Annotated in this window: 14 protein-coding genes and 1 tRNA gene; 8 read left to right on the forward strand and 7 right to left on the reverse strand. The window is 70.8% G+C overall.

Annotation, left to right across the window (positions count from 1 at the left end; all coding sequences use genetic code 11):
• Nucleotides 1-81: 81 nt before the first annotated feature.
• Nucleotides 82-1,137, forward strand: coding sequence for a quinone-dependent dihydroorotate dehydrogenase (locus B1H55_RS04900; protein ID WP_077241014.1), 1,056 nt, complete (start codon nt 82-84; stop codon nt 1,135-1,137).
• 24 nt (nt 1,138-1,161) lie between these two features.
• Here B1H55_RS04900 and B1H55_RS04905 read toward each other — a convergent pair whose 3' ends face one another.
• On the reverse strand, nt 1,162-2,175 hold the full coding sequence (locus B1H55_RS04905; RefSeq protein WP_077241015.1) for an aldo/keto reductase family protein: 1,014 nt from the start codon (nt 2,173-2,175) through the stop codon (nt 1,162-1,164).
• A 70-nt stretch (nt 2,176-2,245) separates the two neighbouring features.
• Nucleotides 2,246-2,857, reverse strand: coding sequence for a DUF3043 domain-containing protein (locus B1H55_RS04910; protein WP_077241016.1), 612 nt, complete (start codon nt 2,855-2,857; stop codon nt 2,246-2,248).
• 19 nt (nt 2,858-2,876) lie between these two features.
• Here B1H55_RS04910 and B1H55_RS04915 point away from each other — a divergent pair, with 19 nt between their 5' ends.
• Nucleotides 2,877-4,265, forward strand: coding sequence for a dipeptidase (locus B1H55_RS04915; RefSeq protein ID WP_077241017.1), 1,389 nt, complete (start codon nt 2,877-2,879; stop codon nt 4,263-4,265).
• The gene (locus B1H55_RS04920; protein WP_077241018.1) at nt 4,262-5,476 is read left to right on the forward strand and encodes a glycerate kinase; all 1,215 of its coding nucleotides are present in this window, start codon (nt 4,262-4,264) and stop codon (nt 5,474-5,476) included. The genes B1H55_RS04915 and B1H55_RS04920 overlap by 4 nt, the downstream gene beginning before the upstream one ends.
• 22 nt (nt 5,477-5,498) lie before the next feature.
• On the opposite strand, the gene B1H55_RS04925 is transcribed toward B1H55_RS04920, so the two are convergent.
• From B1H55_RS04925 to B1H55_RS04945, 5 genes are all read right to left on the reverse strand, one after another.
• Nucleotides 5,499-6,524 (reverse strand): LacI family DNA-binding transcriptional regulator, encoded by a 1,026-nt coding sequence (locus B1H55_RS04925; protein ID WP_077241019.1) that lies wholly within the window; start codon nt 6,522-6,524, stop codon nt 5,499-5,501.
• Between the two features lie 167 nt (nt 6,525-6,691).
• Entirely contained in the window at nt 6,692-7,651 is a 960-nt protein-coding gene (locus B1H55_RS04930) for a sugar ABC transporter permease (RefSeq protein ID WP_231952542.1), read from the reverse strand.
• A gap of 21 nt (nt 7,652-7,672) precedes the next feature.
• A complete protein-coding gene (locus tag B1H55_RS04935; RefSeq protein ID WP_073453420.1) occupies nt 7,673-9,274 on the reverse strand; it encodes an ABC transporter permease subunit in 1,602 nt (533 codons plus the stop codon).
• 52 nt (nt 9,275-9,326) lie between these two features.
• The gene (locus B1H55_RS04940) at nt 9,327-10,616 is read right to left on the reverse strand and encodes a sugar ABC transporter substrate-binding protein (protein ID WP_080461614.1); all 1,290 of its coding nucleotides are present in this window, start codon (nt 10,614-10,616) and stop codon (nt 9,327-9,329) included.
• Nucleotides 10,617-10,775: 159 nt separating this feature from the next.
• On the reverse strand, nt 10,776-12,002 hold the full coding sequence (locus B1H55_RS04945; protein WP_167370565.1) for an alpha-amylase family protein: 1,227 nt from the start codon (nt 12,000-12,002) through the stop codon (nt 10,776-10,778).
• 322 nt (nt 12,003-12,324) lie between these two features.
• Here B1H55_RS04945 and B1H55_RS04950 point away from each other — a divergent pair, with 322 nt between their 5' ends.
• The 5 genes from B1H55_RS04950 to B1H55_RS04970 all read left to right on the forward strand — a co-directional run bounded on the left by B1H55_RS04950 (nt 12,325) and on the right by B1H55_RS04970 (nt 19,013).
• The gene (locus B1H55_RS04950; protein WP_077241020.1) at nt 12,325-13,602 is read left to right on the forward strand and encodes a deoxyguanosinetriphosphate triphosphohydrolase; all 1,278 of its coding nucleotides are present in this window, start codon (nt 12,325-12,327) and stop codon (nt 13,600-13,602) included.
• A gap of 128 nt (nt 13,603-13,730) precedes the next feature.
• Complete coding sequence (dnaG, locus tag B1H55_RS04955; protein ID WP_077241021.1) at nt 13,731-15,719, forward strand: DNA primase; 1,989 nt, start codon at nt 13,731-13,733, stop codon at nt 15,717-15,719.
• Nucleotides 15,716-16,318: a hypothetical protein gene (locus B1H55_RS04960; protein WP_077241022.1), complete on the forward strand. Its 603-nt coding sequence runs from the start codon at nt 15,716-15,718 to the stop codon at nt 16,316-16,318. The genes dnaG and B1H55_RS04960 overlap by 4 nt, the downstream gene beginning before the upstream one ends.
• A gap of 91 nt (nt 16,319-16,409) precedes the next feature.
• Nucleotides 16,410-16,481, forward strand: a tRNA-Asn gene (locus B1H55_RS04965).
• Nucleotides 16,482-16,967: 486 nt separating this feature from the next.
• Nucleotides 16,968-19,013, forward strand: coding sequence for a DUF1800 family protein (locus B1H55_RS04970; protein WP_231952540.1), 2,046 nt, complete (start codon nt 16,968-16,970; stop codon nt 19,011-19,013).
• The last annotated feature ends 14 nt before the right edge of the window (nt 19,014-19,027 follow it).

A 19,027-nucleotide genomic window follows, 5' to 3' on the forward strand; every position in this document is an offset into this window, starting at 1 on the left:
ATGCGGTGCGGGAGCCGGACGACTGGTCCTCCGGCGCGGGACGGCACCAGAGTACCGGTAGAGCACGGGTAGGCTGGCCACGTGCTCTACGACCTGCTGTACAAGACCGTGCTGACGCGAATCGATCCCGAGGTCATCCACGACATCTGCATGGACGCGATCGAGGTCACCGGGCGCGTTCCCATCGTGCGCGACGTCGTGCGCCAGATGTGGGGGCGCCGCCCGAGCCTGCCCGTGCCCAGCGCCTCCCAGGGCGGTCCCTTCGCCCGCCCGGTTCCCGGGATCATGGGCCTGGCCGCGGGCATGGACAAGGAGGGCGGGGCCGTCGAGGGCCTGGACATGCTCGGCTTCGGCTTCATTGAGGTCGGCACGTTCACCGCTCACGCCCAGCCCGGCAACGACAAGCCCCGCATGTGGCGCCACCCCGAGATGCGGGCGATCCGCAACCGCATGGGCTTCAACAACGAGGGCGCCGACGAGGCCGCCCGCCGCCTGCGGGCCCTGCGCTCGACGCCGCGGGGCCGCTCGATCGTCGTGGGCGCCAACATCGGCAAGACCAAGGCCACCGCACTCGAGGACGCGGTCGAGGACTACCGCTATTCCGCCTCCCGGGTGGCCCGCTGGGCCGACTACCTCGTCGTCAACGTCTCCAGCCCCAACACCCCCGGCCTGCGCAGCTTGCAGAGCGCGGAATCCCTCAGGCCGATCCTCGTCGCCGTGCGCGAGGCGGGGGACGCCGCCGCGCGCCGGCACGTGCCGCTCCTGGTCAAGATCGCCCCGGACCTGGCCGACGAGGACATCGACGCCGTCGCCGACCTCGTCCGCGAACTGGCACTCGACGGCGTGGTGGCCACCAACACCACCATCGCCCATGATCTGGGCGAGGGCGGCCTGTCCGGCTCGCCGCTGCTGCCCCGGGCCCTGGAGGTCGTGCGCCGCCTGCGCGCGCGCCTGGGGGAGGGGCCCACGATCATCGGCGTCGGCGGCATCTCCTCGATCATGGACGCCGAGCTGATGCTCGAGGCCGGCGCCGACCTCCTCCAGGCCTACTCGGCCTTCATCTACAACGGCCCGGCCTGGCCCGGCCGTATCAACCGCGCCCTGGCCGTCTCCCAGTCCCGCCGCCCGGTGCGCTGAGGCCCGCAGCGCCGCCGGGCCCGATCAGGCCGGGCGCGGGTTGGGGGAGACGGTGCGGGTCCGGGCCGGATCGCGCATGACGACATCACCGAGGGCGGCGTCGATCGCCCTCATCACCGCCTCGTCCAGCACGATGCCGGAGGCCTTCACCGTGTCCCTCAGTTGCTCGGGGCGCGAGGCTCCCACGATGGCCGCCGAGATGGCGGGGTTCTGCAGGACCCAGGCGATGGCGAGCTGGGGCATGGTCAGGCCCGCCTCCTCGGCCACGCCCCGCAGTCCCTGGACAGCGGTGAGAACCTCGGGGCGCATCCACCTCGCGATCATGTCCTTGCCGCCCTTGCCATCGGTGGCGCGCGAGCCCGCGGGCGGCTCGGCGCCCGGCAGGTACTTGCCGGAGAGGATTCCCTGAGCCATGGGGGAGAAGACGATCTGCCCGAGCCCCAGCTCGGTGGAGGCGGGGATGACCTCGCCCTCGATGACCCGCCACAGAGCGGAGTACTGGGGCTGGTTGGACACCAGGCGGAAGCCCATCTGAGTGGCCAGCTCCTGGCCGACGCGGATCTGCTCGGCCGTCCACTCCGAGACCCCGATGTAGAGGGCCTTGCCCGCGCGGACCACGTCCGCGAAGGCCTGCATCGTCTCCTCCAGCGGGGTCTCGTAGTCGTAGCGGTGCGCCTGGTAGAGGTCGACGTAGTCCAGCCCGAGGCGCCTCAACGAGCCGTTGATGCCCTCCATGATGTGCTTGCGGGACAGCCCCACGTCATTGGGGCCCTTCGGGCCGATGGGCCAGTAGACCTTCGTGAAGATCTCCAGGGACTCCCGGCGCTGCCCGGCCAGGGCGCGCCCGAGGACCTCCTCGGCGGCGGTGTTGGCGTAGACATCGGCGGTGTCGAAGCTCGTTATCCCCAGGTCCAGTGCGGTATGGACGCAGTCGATCGCGGTGTCCGCCTCGACCTGCGAGCCGTGGGTGAGCCAGTTGCCGTAGGTGATCTCGGTGATCTTCAGCCCGGATGAGCCCAGGTGCCGGTAAGTGACCATGTGTCGACACTAGCCCGGGCCGCGCAGCGGCGGAAGGGCTTGCGCGCCGGCAGCGAATCCGGGTGGCGCGTCAGTCGGGGTACTGGCGACGGGCCACCTGCGGCCTGGGCTGGCGCATGCGGCGCATGCTGACGCAGCGGGCCATGATGTACCAGAAGATCCGGCCCTGGGACGACCACGTCTCGCGTCCGAACTTGGCGTCGAGACGGCGGCGCAGGATGAGCCAGCAGGCGATGACGTCGAGGATCATGACGAGGGTCAGCGCGTACAGGCCGACCATGAGCCACAGCATCAGTTGCGGCATCGACTGCCCGAAAAGGCCCAGGATGAGAACGGCGAAGGCCACTGGGATGAAGAATTCGCCCACGGAGAAGCGGGCGTCGATGTAGTCGCGGACATAGCGCTTGACCGGCCCCTTGTCCCGCGCGGGGAGGTAGCGCTCATCCCCGGTCTCCATCGCCAGGCGCTGGCGCTCCCATGCCTCGTCCCGCCTCGCCCGGGCCTCGCGCTTAGCGGCCTTTCGATCCGTGGGCACCACCGGGTGCAGGCGCCTGGCCTGGGCGTCCCTGCGTTTGGGGGTGGGGCGGCCCTTCCCCCCGGCCTTGGACGGCGTCGTCTCGGGCGCGGGCGCGGGAGCCTCGTTCTTCTTGAAGAGCTTCACCGGCTCAGGGTAGCGGCTCATCCGCGATACCCTGCAAACCATGATCACCGTCGACTCGATCCGCGCCGCGGTGCGCGATGCCTTCCCCACTATCGTCTCCGACCTGACCGATCTCGTGGCCATTCCCTCGGTCTCGGCGGCCAGCCACGACCAGGCCGAGGTGCTCCGCTCCGCCGAGCACGTGGCCGGCCTCCTGCGCAACGCCGGACTGGAGGCCGAGGTGACCAGCGTGGACTGCCCCGACGGCACGCCCGGACGTCCCGCGGTCCTCGCCCACGCCGATGGCCCCGCCGGCTCCCCGCACGTGCTCATCTACTCCCACCACGACGTCCAGCCCGTGGGCGACCCCTCCGCCTGGCAGCAGGCCGACCCCTTCATTGCCGAGCAGCGGGGCGAGCGCCTCTTCGGGCGAGGGACCTCGGACGACGGCGCCGGCGTCGTCACGCACCCCCACGCCCTGCGGATCCTGCGCGAGCTCGGCGGCGGGCAGCTGCCCTGCTCCGTCACCGTGTACATCGAGGGAGAGGAGGAGGTCGGCTCGCCGTCCTTCGAGGCCTTCCTCGCCGCCCACCGCGACCGCCTCGACGCCGATGTCATCATCGTGGCCGACTCCTCGAACTGGAGGGTCGGGGTCCCGGCGCTCACCACCTCGCTGCGGGGCGTCGTCCAGGTCGACGCCCGCATCGACGTGCTCGATCACGCCCTGCACTCCGGGCAGTACGGCGGCCCCGTCCTCGACGCCGTGACCACCATGTGCCGGCTCGTGGCCACCCTCCACGACGACGCGGGCGACGTCGCCGTCCCCGGCCTGGTGAGCGAGCCCGCCGCCGCCCCCGACTTCCCCGAGTACGCCGAGGAGGACTTCCGCGCCGACGCCGGCGTGCTGCCCGGCGTCGAGCTCATCGGCACGGGGGATCTCACCGCCCGACTGTGGACCAAGCCGACCATCACCGTCATCGGCATGGACGTCACGCCCCTGGAGCGCTCCGGCAACGTGCTCGCCCCCTCCTGCACCGCCCGGATCTCCATGCGCATCGCCCCCGGGCAGGACCCCGAGTCGGCGATCGAGGCGCTCACCTCCCACCTGGCGTCCCATGTGCCCTTCGGGGCGCGCCTGACCGTCACCGGGCGCGAGGCCGGCCCCGCGTTCCACGGCTCCTCGGACACGCCCGCCGGCCGTGCCGCCCACTGGGCCCTGACGACCGGATTCGGAGCCGAGGCCGTCGACATCGGTCAGGGCGGCTCCATCCCCTTCATCGCCACCCTCCAGTCCACGTTCCCGGGCGCCCAGGTCCTGGTGACCGGCATCGAGGACCCGGACACCCGCGCGCACAGCGAGGACGAGTCGATGCACCTGGGGGACCTGGAGCGCATCGTCGTCTCCGAGGCCCTCCTCCTGGCGCGCCTGGGCGGTGCCATCGAGGCATGAGGGTCCTCCTGGCCCCGGGGGCGATGAGCCCCGAGCCCGGGGGCGCCCCCATCGCCGAGCTCGGGCTGGGCGCCCGCGCCGTCGCCGAGGCCCTGGCCCGCGGATGGTCGCGCGCCCGCCCGGACGATGCCCTCGCGCTCCTGCCGATCCCCGACGGCGGCCCCGGGCTCACCACCGCGATCCAGCCCGGCGCCGTCGAGGACCGCGCCGTTCTCGACGTCCCGGGCCCGCTGGGCCAGGCGCGGCAGGCCGCCCTCGTGCGTCTCACGCGCGCAGCGGGCGCAGCGGGCGCGGGGGGCGCAGGCGCCGCGGGCGCCACATGGGTCCTCGACGCCGCGAGCATCGCCCCCATCCCCGCCGATCGCCGGGAGGCGGGCCGCGAGGCGGAGCACGGCAGTACGCGGGGCCTCGGCGAGGCCATGCGCCAGGCGCTGGGGCGTGCCCGTGAGGGCGACGTGCTCGTCGTCGGGCTCGCGCGCACCGCGGCGCACGACGGCGGCGCCGGGCTGCTCGACGCCCTTGGCGGGCCCGAGGGGGCCCGCGCCTTGATCGCCGGGCGCGATGTCGTCCTCGCCCTGGCCGACACCGCCCCCCTGGGCGGGATGAACGGGGCGGGACAGGGCCTCATCGCCCTGACCGGGCTCGCCCCGGCCGCGGTCCAGGATCTCGACCGCCGGGCCTGCTCCCGCGCCTCGGCGCTCCTGCCCGCCCTCGCCGGAGGCGATCCCGCCCCCAAGGCGCTCCTGATCGGCCAGGCGCCGGGCGCCGGGGTGGGCGCGGAGGGGCACCGGGACGGGCCTCTGCGCCCCTCGGGCTGGGGGACGGGCGCCGGGGGAGGGGCGGCGATCATCCTCCGGGCGCTCGGGGCCCGGGCGCTCCCGGGGGCCCGCGTCGCGGCGGGGCTGACGGGCCTCGAGGCCGCCGCAGAGGAGGCGGACCTGGTCGTCACCGCCGTCGGGGAGGCCTATGACATCCTGGCCGACTCGGTTCCCGAGGTGGTGGGCGCGGCGGCGTCCCGGCTGGCGCTTCCCGCAGTCCTCGTCACGGGGATCTCGGCCGTTCCCCGGGGCGAGCTCGCCGGGGCGGGCATCGTCTCGCAGTACGCGCTCACCCCTGCGGGCGGCGGGCAGTGGATCGACGGCGGCGCTCCCGGGATCGCACAGCGCCTGGAGGGCCTGGGGGAGCGACTGGCGCGCACCTGGTCCCGCTGAGCGGAGGGCCGACGGCGCCGCCTCAGCGCAGCGCGGCGATCCCCGGGGCCATCGCGGTCGAGCCGCGCACGATGAGGTCGGGGATGAAGGTCATCTCCGCGTCGACGGGCTTCTCGCCGTTGATCGCCGCGAGCAGCGTGGACACGGCCGCCCGGCAGATGGCCTCCACGGGCTGGCGGACCGTCGTCAGCGGCGGGTGCGTCATCGCCAGGAGGGGGGAGTCGTCGTAGCCGATGACGGAGATGTCCGTGGGGACGGCGCGGCCGGTGGAGCGGATCCCCTTGATGGCGCCCAGCGCCATCATGTCCGATCCGCAGATGATGCCGGTGCATCCCTGCTCGGCCAGGGCGGCGCCCGCCGTCGCCCCTCCCTCATAGGTGTACAGGCTCTCCGCGATCCGCAGCGCCTCGCCCGGGCAGCAGGCCCTCATGGCGTCCTCGTACCCGGTGCGCTTGCGCACGGCGGGGACCATGCGGGTGGGGCCGGTGGCGAAGCCGATCCGCCGGTGCCCGAGGCTGGCCAGGTGCTCCACGGCCATCACCGCCGCGGCCCGATCATCGGTGGTGAATCCTGGCGCCTTGATCATGGGGGCGTTGCCGTTGATCGTCACCAGGGGGACGCCCCGTGTGCGCAGCTTCTGGTAGCGGGTGACATTGCCCGTCGTGTCCGCGTGCCGCCCGGAGACGAAGACGATGCCGGACACGCCCCGCTCGACGAGCATCTCGATGTACTCGTCCTCGCTGACCCCGCCGGGGGTCTGGGTGCACAGCACCGGTGTGTGGCCGCTGGGGGTGAGCAGCTGCTCGATCTCCTGGGCGAAGAGGGGGAAGATCGGGTTGCTCAACTCGGGGACGATGAGGCCGACGAGGCCGCGGGAGCGGTTGTCCACGGACTCGGGGCGCTCATATCCCAGGACGTCGAGGGCTGCCAGCACCTGACGCCGGGTCTCGTCGGCCACGTTCGACTTGCCGTTGAGCACGCGGGAGACGGTCGCCGTCGAGACACCGGCCTGCTCGGCGATGTCCGTCAGCGTGATGCGCTGCGCCACTGGTTCCCTTTCGAGGATGGATGATCGGCCAGAGCCGATGCTCGGTTTCTAGGATGACTCTACGTCCCGTTGGACCCGGGATGCCCACAATCCCACGCACCCGCGACGATGACGACTGCTCGTGGCCCCGGCGGGCGGGGCCACGAGCAGTCAGGGGGTGACGGGCCTCAGCCCTTGACCGCGCCGGCGGTGGCACCGCCGACGATGTACTTCTGCAAGTACTGGAAGAGCGCGACCACGGGCAGCATTGTCAGCACCGCGCCGGCGGCGAACATGCCGAGGTTGTTGGAGCGGTCGCCGGAGAGCAAGCCGTACAGGCCCACCGCCAGCGTCTTCTTGGAATCATCGGTCAGGAAGATCGTTCCGAGGAGGAAGTCGGAGATGATCCCCACGAAGGCGAGTAGGAAGGTGGTGGCCAGGATCGGCTTGAGAGTGGGCAGCAGGATGATACGGAAGACCTGCCAGTGCGTGCAGCCGTCGAGGAGGGCCGCCTCATCGAGCTCCCGGGGGATCGTGTCGAAAGTTCCCTTGATGAGCCAGACCTGGCCGAGCGCCCCGCCCATGAGGGCCAGCGAGTAGCCGGTGAGGGTATTGAGCCCGATGGCCGGGATGACCTCGCCGATATCGCTGATCATGTTGTAGATGGCGATCATGGCGAGGATCGCCGGGAACATCATGATGAGGAGGAGGGCGAGGAGGCCGCCGCGGCGGCCCCTGAAGCGGAAGCGGGAGAAGGCGTAGGCGGCCAGCATCGAGAAGAAGATCTGGAAGGCGGCCACGACGGCGCACACGATGATCGTGTTGGCGTACCAGCGCAGGAAGGGGCCCTTCTCATTGCTGAGCAGGCGCGAGTAGTTGGTCAGACTGATCTCGGTGGGGATGAGCTTGGTCGAGGAGACCGTGCCCAGCGGATTGAATGAGGCCGAGATGACGTACAGCACCGGGAAGGCGGCGAAGACGAGGGCGAGGATGCCGACGACGTGCCGCCATCCGATCTCGGCGAACCAGCGCCCGAAGGACATCTTGTTCTCAATGGGCGCGGCAGGCGGCTCATCGTCGGGGAAGGCCACCTGCGCGGCGATCTGATCGGCGTCGAGCGCCCTGGCACCGTGGGGGTTCTGAGTCATGGTGATCGTGTCCTTCCGCGCTCAGTTGATGTCTTCGAGCGCCTTGGTGGCGCGGAACTGGATGGCCGCGAGCAGTCCTGTGATGATGAACAGGATGACGGAGACCGCGGAGGCGAATCCGTAGTCGGCGCCGGAGCCGCCGAAGGCGATGCGGTAGATCATGGAGATGAGGATGTCCGTGCCGCCGCGTGTGTACTCATCGGCACCGAAGGGGCCGCCGCCGGTGAGCAGCTGGATGGCGTTGAAGTTGTTGAAGTTGAAGGCGAAGGAGCTCACGAGCAGCGGCGCGACGGCGACCAGCAGGAGCGGCGCGGTCACACGCGTGGTGGTCTGCCATCCGTTGGCGCCATCCATCTTCGCGGCCTCCTTGACGTCACCGGCGATGGACTGCAGCGCCCCCGTGCACACGATGAACATGTAGGGGAAGCCCATCCAGGTGTTGGTCAGCAGGATGGCGATCTTGGCCATCGTGGGATCGGAGAACCACGGGATGGACAGATGCAGGGTCTGGTTGATGAGGCCGAAGTCCTTGTTGTAGAAGTTCGACCACACCAGCAGTGAGATGAAGCCGGGCACGGCGTAGGGGAGCAGGAGGAAGGAGCGGTAGAGCTTCTTGCCGCGCACGCGGTCGTCGTTGAGGGTGAGGGCCAGGAAGAAGCCGACCAGGAAGCTCAGCAGCACCGAGCCGAAGGCGAACACCACCGTCCACAGGAAGGCCTTGAAGAACTGTTTTCCGATGGAGCTGTCCGTGAACAGGCGCTTGTAGTTCTCCAGTCCCACGTTCTGCTTCCAGGACTGGGCGAGTTTGGTGCCGTCGTCGGCGACGAAGAAGTCGGACTTGCCGACCTTCTGCACCGAGTAGACCACGCTCGTCGGGGCGCCGGTGTTCGGATCGGGAACGGTGGCGGTGATCGTGTCGGAGGCCTTGTCGTAGACCATGGAGCGGGTGCCCTCGAAGGCGGCGCGCACGCCCTGGGCCTTGATGACCGTGTCACCGCTGGCCATCACGTTGAGGGCCTCGATCTTCTTGTAGGCATCGTTGACCTGCTGCGCGCTCAGGATTGTGTAGCCGTCGGCCTTGGTGACGAAGCCGTCCTCGACGGTGACATCGGAACCGGCCTCCGTCACGGTCTCGCCGTCGGCGCCGCGCAGCGCCTTCCCGGTGGCCGGGTCGACGAGGAACAGGGCGAAGGGGCCCTCCGCCGCGCTCTCCTTCGTACCGACGGACAGGTTGTAGAGCGGGGAGTCCTTGGTCTGCTGGATGGAGTTATTGGTGATCGTGCTGATCGCCTCCTCCTTCGTGCCGCGGAATCCATCGCCGAAGTTCGTGAAGGACGTCTGGATCGTCAGGATGATGGGCACGATGAGGAAGATCGCGAGGAAGAAGGTGCCGGGGAAGAGGTACTTGCCCGGGATGAAGCGCTTGGTGGAGTAGAGCAGGAACGCCGCCAGCACGCTCACGACGACGATGGCCAGCCACAGCCACATCTTGAAGGTGATGAGCAGGGGGATGAGGTAGACGGCGGCGGCGGCGATGAGCGCCAGGGCGGTGATGCGACCGATGAGTCCGGTCAGGGTTGTTGTTCTCTCCCGCGGTGCGGCGGGCTTGGGGGATGACGGCATTGTCGAGGCCTTTCGGGTTCTGACTGCAAGGGGGCTGGGAGGGAGGCGGGCGTCAGCCCTGGATGGACCTCTTGATCTCCTCACCAGCGCTGGTCATCGTCGACGTGGGGTCGGCGCCGTTGATGATGTTGGCCTGCGCTTTGCCCAAGGGGCCCCAGACCGCGGCCATCGCGGGAATCGAGGGGAGTGGATCGGCTGAGGCCGCGAAGTCGTTGAACGCGGCCATCTCCGGGCTGGTGGACTTGAGCTTCTCGATGAGGTCCTTCTGAGCCGGGGGCAGCTCGTTGGAGACCATCATCGCCTCGGCGAAGGAGGAGTCCTTGGCGACGTCGATGACGAATGACTCGGCGAAGCCCTTGTTCGCGCCGTTGGAGGCGACGTAGAAGCAGTTGACACCGGCGAAGGGTCGCGCCTGCGATCCCGGGATGCTCTCGAACCCGGGTACTTTGACGACGGCGTAGTCCATGCCCGCCTTCTTGACATCCGCCAGCGCCCAGGGGCCGGTGAGGAGATAGGGGGCGTTACCGTCGGTGAAGGTCGAGATGGCGTTGTTCTTGTCGATCGAGGTGGTGAGCGCGCCCTGCTGCCCCATCCAAGCGATCTTCTCCGCCGCCTTGACCGAGCCCTCGCCACCCACGCCGAGGTCATCGGCGTTGTAGGAGCCGTCGGCGTTCTTGCCGAACATATAGCCGCCTCCGGCGGTGAAGATCGGCTCCAAGTGGTAGGCGTCGCCGGCCTCGCCGACCTGGATGGCCAGGGCCGCCTTGGTCCCGGCGGCCTTGCCGGCCTCGACGATCTCCTCGATGGACTGGGGTGCCGTGTGGGAGGTCAGCGCCTTGTTGACGTACAGCGCGACGCATTCGACGGCGTAGGGCACCGCGTAGGTCTGGCTGTCGTAGGTGACCGCGGTCAGGGCGACGTCGGAGTAGTTCTCCTTGGCCTTCGCGCTGATGTTGACGGGGACGATCGAGCCGTTCTGGACGAGGTTGCCGATCCAGTCATGCGCTCCGATGACGATGTCAGGGCCGTTGCCGGCCTGGTTCGCCGTGACGAAATTGGTCTGGAGGTCGTTGGCCACGATCTGCACGGCGACGGTGATGCCCTGGGCCTGGCCCCAGGCGGCGGCCTTGTCCCGGATGGACTCGGCCTTCTTCTGGTCCGCCCAGATGACGAGATCGGCCTTGTCCCCGGCGGCGGGAGCCGCGGGATCAACGGTGGCGTCCGCCGCCGGGGCGCCCGAGCTGCTCGAGGGGGATGGGGAGGAACTGCTGCACGCGGCGGCGGCGGACAGCGATGCGGTGATAGCCGTTATATGAAGGAACGACCTGCGATTGATCGGCACCTGTGATTCTCCTTCGAATCTGTGAAGGGCGATGAAACCCCTTGCGTAAAAAATGTAACGAAGGTGCAAGTCAGGTGCAATGACATTGATCGTGGTCGCAGGAGGTTTGCAGGTTTCCTCAAGTCGGGGCGGTGCGCGGTGGTGGGAGATGTGCGCCGCTCAGGCGACGGTGTCGGCCACGCACCACACCGTGGTCGTGGGCGGCACCACGAGGCGGCCATCAGCATGGGCGAGCTCATGCGAGGCCAGCAGCACCTCGGCGTGCTCCGGCAGACTGATCGATGCGCTGGTGGTGTTGGTCAGCACGAGCATGTCCCGCATCAGGATCGACAGGGCGTCATCCGGGCACCACCCCATCCCCGAGACGAAGGCCATGGGGGCGTGGGGGAGCTGCCTCTCCCGCCGCAGGTGGGAGGCGTGGCGAACGGTCGCCACCGGGGAGCCGAGCAGATCGCCCTGCTCGGCGGCGAGACGGTTGACCTCGCCGACGAGCGCCATCGGGCTGTCGTCCTTGTCGTCGTCGAGGATGCCGACCTCGTCACCCTGGCGGAGGTAGACCGCTCCGGGCAGCGCCAGCATGAGCGTCTGGAGGGCCGTCCCACGGCGCAGGCGCGTGGCGCGGTCCGTGACGAACCAGCGGCGGTCGTCGCTCGGCTCGAGCTCGGGACGGTAGCGGTACGGGGGCATGACGCGCCAGGCGGGTGGGGCGCCGAAGCGCTCGTACTCCTCCAATGAGGCCTTCAGGTGCCGGGCGATCGAGTCGGCGTCCCAGCGCGTGAGGAAGAGCCTGTCATTGCGCAGGTGATGGAACCAGTCCTTCTGCAAGTGGTGGCGCAGGCTGTCCCCGTACTCCGCGGTGACGTCCGCGCCGAGGATGCCATCAGGGGTCGAGGAGCTCACGAGCATGAGCAGCTCCGCGCATGTCCGGCTCAGCAGGTCGAGATCGGTCTCCTCGCTGACCTCGGGCGGGATGATCGCGCCCAGGTCGATGCCGTCAACACCGGCGTCGATGAACTCCTCCGCGCGCTCGATGAGCCCGGGGCCCAGGGCCTCCTGACCGGCTGTCAGCCGGTTGTCGTCACGCGCGTGCCGACCGGTGACCGGCCCGAGAGCGCCCGAGAGCCGGGTGATGACCCGCAGGCCGCGGTTGTGGGCGGCATCGGAGAAGCGGCGGAGGTCCTCCAGGCCGGGGTCCCCCGGTCCGAAGAGGCTGGGGCGCACGAGGATGCCGTCGAAGCCGAGGGACTGGACATGGTCGAGCAGGCCCAGCGCCCTGCCGTGATCGACCTCGCCGATCACCGGGGCGTTGATCTCATAGATCTGAGCGCCCCTCCACCAGTCGCAATCGCCGCTCGAAGGACGATGGACCAGGGTTGTCGTCGTCATGACAGCCGGCTCCCTTCCGCCGAGCGCGAGCGCGGCGTCGACCCGGCAGCGCGCCAAGGATAAAGAGGACCCGTCGGGGATCGGGGGCGGCTCGGGTGCCCCTGACCATACCAATGCCACGCGCTCCGCGCAGGCCGTCTCAGGAGCGCATTCCTTCCTGATCCCTCACCTGCCGGGAGCAGGGCCTCCGCCACTCCAGAGCTCCGTCGTCATCCTGCCCTTCCCGCCGCGCCCCGCGCCCCCGGCGCCTAGGGTGCGCTACCTTGGGCGCGTGACCCCGCCACACCACAGCGATGCCAGTGACACAGGCGCCATCGAGCCCGTGGGCCCGGAGGGATACAGCCAGGCCGACGCCGAGCGCTTCTCGCCCGAGCGGGCCAAGAACCCCCAGCGCACACCCTTCGAGAGGGACCGCGCCCGCGTACTGCACTCCTCCGCCCTGCGCCGCCTGGGGGCCAAGACGCAGGTGCTCGGCCCCGCCTCCGATGACTTCGTGCGCACCCGTCTCACCCACTCCCTCGAGGTCGCGCAGGTGGGCCGGGCGCTCGGCAAGGAGCTCGGCTGCGATCCCGACGTCGTCGACGCCGCCTGCCTCTCGCACGATCTGGGCCACCCCCCGTACGGCCACAACGGGGAGAAGGCCCTCGACGAGATCGCCCGCTCCATCGGAGGGTTCGAGGGCAACGCCCAGACCTTCCGCATCCTGACCCGCCTGGAGCCCAAGACCATCGATGCCTCCGGGCGCAGCCTGGGGGTCAACCTCACCCGCGCCAGTCTCGACGCCGTCGCCAAGTACCCCTGGGCCAAGGGGGAGGGGCCCGGGGGGCCGGAGGGGAAGAGCTCCCGGAAGTACTCGGTCTACGCCCCCGACCGGGAGGTCTTCGAGTGGATGCGCACCGGGGCGCCCGCCGGGCGGCGCTGCATCGAGGCCCAGATCATGGACCTCTCGGACGACATCGGCTACTCCGTCCACGACGTCGAGGACGCCGTGGCACTGGGGCGCATGGACCCGGGCGCCCTGGACCGTCCCGGCGAGATCGATGGCATCATCGGCGCCACGCGGGCCTGGTACGGCCCCGTCTTCAGCGCCGACGAGCTCGGCGCCGCATGGGAGCGCCTGGCCAGCACCCCCTATTGGATCGAGTCCTACGATCACGGCATCGCCGACGCCGCGGCCCTGAAGAACCTCACCAGCCAGCTCATCGGGCGCTTCGTCGGCGCCGTGGCCGCGGCCACCAGGGCGGTGGCCGGCGACGGCGCGCTGACCCGCTACGCCGCCGACCTCGTCATCCCCGCCTCCACGGCCGCCGAGATCCTCGTGCTCAAGGGCGCCGCCGTCCGCTACGTCATGGCCCCCCGGGAGCACGAGCGCGTCTACCTCATCCAGCGCACCGAGATCTTCGACCTGGCCGACGCCCTCCTGGAGTCGGGGGACAAGCACCTCGACCCGATCTTCGCCGAGCTCTGGCGGGACGCGGAGGACGACGCCGGGCGCACCCGGGCGGTCATCGACCAGATCGCCTCCCTGACCGACACCTCCGCCCGCGCCTGGCACGCCCGCATCTGCGGGATGCTCTCCGAGATCCCCGACGGACTGTGAGCGCCAGGGGCTGTGAGCGCGCGGGCGGCACGGGAGCGGCGGCCGGTCGCGCGCCCCTCCTCCCGCCCTCCCAGCGGCCTGGTCAAGCGCTGTCCATTCCTGTCGCAGCCCGGCCGTAGGATGGCGCCATGGCGGGACTGATCAAGCGCGAGGACATCGACGCGGTGCGCGAGCGCGCCCGGATCGACGAGGTCGTCGCCGAGCACGTCACCCTCAAGCCCGCCGGCGTCGGCTCGCTCAAGGGCCTGTGCCCCTTCCACGATGAGCGCACCCCCTCCTTCCACGTCCGGCCCCAGGTGGGCATGTACCACTGCTTCGGCTGCGGTGAGGGCGGGGACGTCATCTCCTTCGTCCAGAAGATCAACCACCTGCCCTTCGCGGAGGCCGTCGAGTACCTCGCGGGAAGGGTCGGAGTGCAGCTGCGCTACGAGGAGGGCGGCGGTCAGGTGCGCCGAGGCGTCGAGCCCGGCACCCGACAGCGGCTCCTGGACGCCAATCGCCTCGCCGAGGCCTGGTTCATCGAGCAGCTCGCGACCCCCGCCGCCCAGCACGGGCGGGACTTCCTCACCTCGCGGGGCTTCGACCGCCTCGCCGCCGAGCGCTTCGGCGTCGGCTACGCCCCGGCCGGATGGGACAACCTCGCCCGCCGCCTGCGCGACGCCGGGTACACCGAGGCCGAGCTCGTGGAAACCGGCCTGTGCTCCCAAGGGGGCCAGGATGGCCGCCGCGTCTACGACCGCTTCCGCGACCGCCTCATCTGGCCCATCCGCGATGTCACCGGCGCGACGCTCGGCTTCGGGGCTCGAAGGCTCTCCGATGAGGACTCCGGTCCCAAGTACCTCAATACCCCGGAGACGGCCATCTACCACAAGGCCCAGGTCCTCTACGGCCTCGACCTCGCCAAGCGCGACATCGCCCGTGAGCACTCGATCGTCGTCGTCGAGGGTTACACGGACGTCATGGCCGCCCATCTGTCCGGCGTGCCCACCGCCGTGGCCACCTGCGGCACCGCCTTCGGGAGCGAGCACGTGCGGATCGTGCGCCGCCTGCTGGGGGACATCGCCGATCCCTCCGCGGGCGTCATCTCCGGCAATCGGGCGCGCGGGGGGGAGGTCGTCTTCACCTTCGACGGCGACGCGGCCGGCCAGAAGGCGGCCATGCGCGCCTACGCGGAGGACCAGCACTTCGCCGCTCAGACCTTCGTGGCCGTCGACCCCCACGGCTACGATCCCTGCGACCTGCGCATGGCGGAGGGAGACGACGCCATCCCGCGCCTGCTGTCCCGGCGCATCCCCCTGTTCGAGTTCGTCATCCGCACCTCCCTGGGCAGCGTCAACCTGGACACCGCCGAGGGGCGCGTGGCCGGGCTGCGGGCCGCCGCGCCCGTCATCGCCGGGATCCGCGATCGTGCCCTGCGCCGCGAGTACACGCGGCGCCTGGCCGGCTGGGTCGGCATGCCCAACGACGAGGCCCGCGCCGCCGTGCGCGCCTACGAGGGCCGCGCCCGGCGCATCGAGGAGCCGCCCCTGGACGATGGGCGGTCGGCCCCAGCGCGTCCCGGCCTGCCCCCGGCGGACGACCCCGTGGTCGCCCTGGAGCGCCAGGCCCTCGAGATCATCCTGCAGATGCCGCTCATCGCCGAGCAGGCGGGCGCCGACGATATCGCCCCCGCCTCCTTCACCCTCCCCATCCACCGGGCCGTCTTCGAGGCCGTGCAGGCCGCCGGCGGGACCAGCGCGGTCCCGGGCCTCGTCGAGCGCGCCGGCGCTGCGGGCATGGAGGCGCGCGAGGCCCAGTCCCGCGCCATCCGCCATTGGATCGATCTCGTGCGCGGCGGGGCCATCGCCTCCGTCGACTCCGCCATCACCGAGCTCGTCGTCGCCCCGCTGCCCCTGCCCGCGCCGCGCGGCAAGTCCCTCGAGCTGGACGCCGAGGCGGTGCGCCGCTACGCCGAGGGCGTCCTCGCCGGGCAGGTGCGGCTCGACATCAACCGCCGCCTGGCGGAGCTGAGGGCCCGCCACCGGCGCATGAGCCCCGAGGACGAGGGCTACCGGGACCTCTTCGAGGAGATCACCGGCCTGGAGCGCCGCCGCCTGCGGATCGGGCAGCGCGCATGAGGCCGGCGCGCTGGCGCCGATCCCGCGGGCGCGATGAGGAGGAGCGGCGCCGGCGGCGCGAGGGCCCCGCGCCCGCCGACCTGCCCGCTCCCTGCCGGGCCCGCCTGCCCGCGGGAGCGGTCCTGGCCGCCGTGCCGATCGACGAGGAGGCACGGTCCTGGGCCGTCGCCATGGCGGGCGGGCTGGTCATCGTCTCGACCGACGCGCCGACGGCAGACCACCCCTGGGACCGCGTCGACAAGGCGGCCTGGGACGCCGAGGCCCGTACCTTCACCCTCACGCTCTCCGGCGGCCCTGAACGGTGCCTCTCCCTCACGGTCCCCGATCGGATCGTGCAGGAGGGCGCGGCCCGCCCCGTCGCCGTCGACCGCTTCGCCCGGGCGCTGCGCCAGCGCGTGGAGGCCTCCCTCGTCCACCTCATCACCAGGGTGCTGCCCAGCGGAGCCCAGGCGCGGATCGCCATCCGGCGAGACGCTGACGGGGCGCTCTACGCCGTCGCCTCCCCGGAGCCGGACAGCGCCGCCACGTGGGACGACCGAGCCGAGCTCGAGGCCCTCCTGCGGGAGGCCGGGGACGGTGTGGGTCTGGACACACGCTGACTTTGCCGTGGTCTGGCGCGCATTCTCGGGCGTGGCGCGATTCGACGCCCCGGCCCGGTGTTGCTAGAGTTCTATCCGCGCTCAGCGCCTTTCCCGCGTAGCTCAATGGCAGAGCATCCGACTGTTAATCGGACGGTTAGTGGTTCGAGTCCACTCGCGGGAGCGGACAGAGCCCCGGCCCCAAGGGTCGGGGCTCTTCTCGTCCTCTCACCGGTGAGTCGAGTCACCGGCCTGTTGGACGCCCTGTGTCGGTGTGAAGGGTTGCTCTCGTCGCGATGGCGCCGGAGTCCGCATGATGGGGAGCGCGGCCCTGGACGGCCCGGCACTGCCCTCGACGCGCGGTGGGGCGGCCACCGCCGGCCGAACTGCGGGGGAGTGAAGGACGCGCTTCACACTGCTGTGAGTCATCCCCCGCTCACGCGATCGACTCGCCCCGCCGCCGGAGCACGGGAGCGCAGGTGAGAGCGTCAGCGCGTGCGCAAGACCACTCCCTATCTGGTGGTTTAGTCGATAGAACCTGAAAAATCCCTGATCAAAGCCCTAGTGAGGGTGGTCTAGCATGGGGAGCACGACCCAGTGGTGCTGGACGGCGGGGAGGGAAGAGGCTCTCCGCCGCGCGCCGGCATCATCACGACACAGGAGGGAACTCGTGCCACGAGCCGAAATCCCGGGCGAGAACCCCATGGGCGATGGCCCCGCTCCAGCCGGCCCCCGTCACGCGGGAGGCGACACCGCGGGCCTCCTCGGATCACGGCGCCTCGCGCTCGCCGCGCTGAGCACGGCGGCGGTTGGCGCGGCCGGCGGGCTGGGCGCCCTGCTGTGGGAGGGCGGCCCGGGGGGCGACGCCTCCTCGACTGCTACGGGAGGTCCAGCCCCGGGCGAGGGCGGGCCCCTGACCCTGCCGGACTCCCTCAAGCGGACCGTGGCCGGGGGCAACGAGGGGGACACCGGCGACACCAGTCCGGACCCCTCCGCCGCGGGTAGCGGGGCGAATGACGCCGACGGGGCGCAGGGCGCGGGCGGCACCTCCGATGGCTCCGGGTCCTCCGACGACGGCGCCCAGGCCGCATCGCCTGATCAGGGTGGTGCCGGTGGCGCGGACCAGGGCGGCGCGGGCGGCGCCAACAGCGGTGAGGCCCCGGCCTCCTCCGGCAGCGGGAGCGCCCCGGAGAGGGCGAGGACCGACGCCCTCGACGTCTACCGCAAGGCCCCGGGAACGGCGGACCTGGAGGCCACCTCGGAGCTGGCCCCCGGGCTCCAGTTGCGCACATCCTCGGCATGGCACCTCGCCAGGCGGGCCTCCATCGCGGCCACCGCCGAGATCGCCGCCGAGATCGAGTCGATGGGCGCCACCGCCTGGATCGATAAGCAGCTCGCCCCCGAGAGCATCGATGACACCTACGCCGAGAGCCTGGTCTCGCGCCACTACGGGTGGTCCCAGCTCTCCGCCCTCGAGATCAAGCAGATCACCGGGGACCACTCCGCCAAGGCCTCGCCGTCGGTCATCAACGCGGCCCTCACCCGGATGCGCTTCGGCAACAGGGTCCTGGCCGAGTCGGTCGTCGAGCTCATGGCCGACCACGTCTACGTCCCGATCCACGGCAAGGGCGAACCCTTCATCACCGAGTTCGACGTCCTGCTGCGCAAGCACGCCCTGGGCCGCTACGCGGACTTCCTCTACGCAGCGGTGACCAACGCCGCCCTCCTGCGCGAGCTGGACAATACAGCCTCCACCAAGGACAACCCCAACGAGAACCTGGGGCGCGAGCTCCTGGAGCTCTACACCGTGGGGCGCGACTCCTACTCGGAGGACGACGTCAAGGTCTCCACCCGCATCCTCACCGGGAACGGCAACGACTGGTCCACCATGGGCTACGTCTACCGGCCGGAGGAGCACGCCATCGGGAGCGTCGACGTGCTGGGCTTCTCCGATGCCAACGCCGATGCCTCCGCCGGCCAGGACATGCTCAAGCGCTACGTCGAGCACTTGTGCCACCTCCGTCCCACCGCCCTCAGGCTCGCCAGGAGGATCGGTCGCCGCTACATCGCCGACGAGCCCTCCGACGCCGTCGTCGAGGCGATCGCCAAGGCCTACCTGGACAACGACACCTCCATCGCGGCGGCCGTCAAGGCCGCGCTGACCCATCCCGACTTCGCCGCCTCGGTGGGCAGGAAGTGGCGTCGCCCCACGGAGTTCTACATGACGATCGCCCGAGCCGCGCGCGCCCAGGTCGTCGTCGCCCACGGGGACGTCAACGCCGGCGACTACTTCAACCTGGGCTCCTACGGCTGGCTCATCAAGGAGGCGGGCCACGAACCCCGGATGTACGGGAGCGTGGACGGCTACCCGGACACCGCCGAGTACTGGATGTCCGCGGGGACCACCATGGCCCTGTGGAACGGCGCCCAGAACGCCGTCGACGGCGACAAGAGGGAATCGGGCAGGACCGACTGGCCCACGGCTCTGTCCATCTCCGCCGGCCAGTCCGCGCTCGAGACGGCGCGCCGCATCAGTTGGCACCTCACGGGCTACGCCTGGACCGACGCCGAGCTGTCCAGTGTCGCCGAGGTGCTCGCCGGCCTGCCCGACTCCGGCTCGGCCGCCACCTGGACCGTCACCGACAAGAACCTGACTGCCTTCGCCGAGCACGCGGTCCGCCTGTGCTTCTGCAGTCCCTACGCCTTCCTGCGCTGAGAGGAGACGAGACA

Origin of the sequence: Actinomyces denticolens (genome assembly GCF_002072185.1) — a bacterium.
In the GTDB taxonomy this organism is placed as follows: domain Bacteria; phylum Actinomycetota; class Actinomycetes; order Actinomycetales; family Actinomycetaceae; genus Actinomyces; species Actinomyces denticolens.

Excerpts from the sequence above, each read along its gene's own strand:
- B1H55_RS04915 (WP_077241017.1), top strand. The coding sequence starts at position 2,877 with ATGATCACCGTCGACTCGATCCGCGCCGCGGTGCGCGATGCCTTCCCC.
- B1H55_RS04945 (WP_167370565.1), bottom strand. The coding sequence starts at position 12,002 with ATGACGACGACAACCCTGGTCCATCGTCCTTCGAGCGGCGATTGCGAC.
- B1H55_RS04910 (WP_077241016.1), bottom strand. The coding sequence starts at position 2,857 with ATGAGCCGCTACCCTGAGCCGGTGAAGCTCTTCAAGAAGAACGAGGCT.
- B1H55_RS04930 (WP_231952542.1), bottom strand. The coding sequence starts at position 7,651 with ATGACTCAGAACCCCCACGGTGCCAGGGCGCTCGACGCCGATCAGATC.
- B1H55_RS04935 (WP_073453420.1), bottom strand. The coding sequence starts at position 9,274 with ATGCCGTCATCCCCCAAGCCCGCCGCACCGCGGGAGAGAACAACAACC.
- B1H55_RS04920 (WP_077241018.1), top strand. The coding sequence starts at position 4,262 with ATGAGGGTCCTCCTGGCCCCGGGGGCGATGAGCCCCGAGCCCGGGGGC.
- B1H55_RS04905 (WP_077241015.1), bottom strand. The coding sequence starts at position 2,175 with ATGGTCACTTACCGGCACCTGGGCTCATCCGGGCTGAAGATCACCGAG.
- B1H55_RS04960 (WP_077241022.1), top strand. The coding sequence starts at position 15,716 with ATGAGGCCGGCGCGCTGGCGCCGATCCCGCGGGCGCGATGAGGAGGAG.
- dnaG (WP_077241021.1), top strand. The coding sequence starts at position 13,731 with ATGGCGGGACTGATCAAGCGCGAGGACATCGACGCGGTGCGCGAGCGC.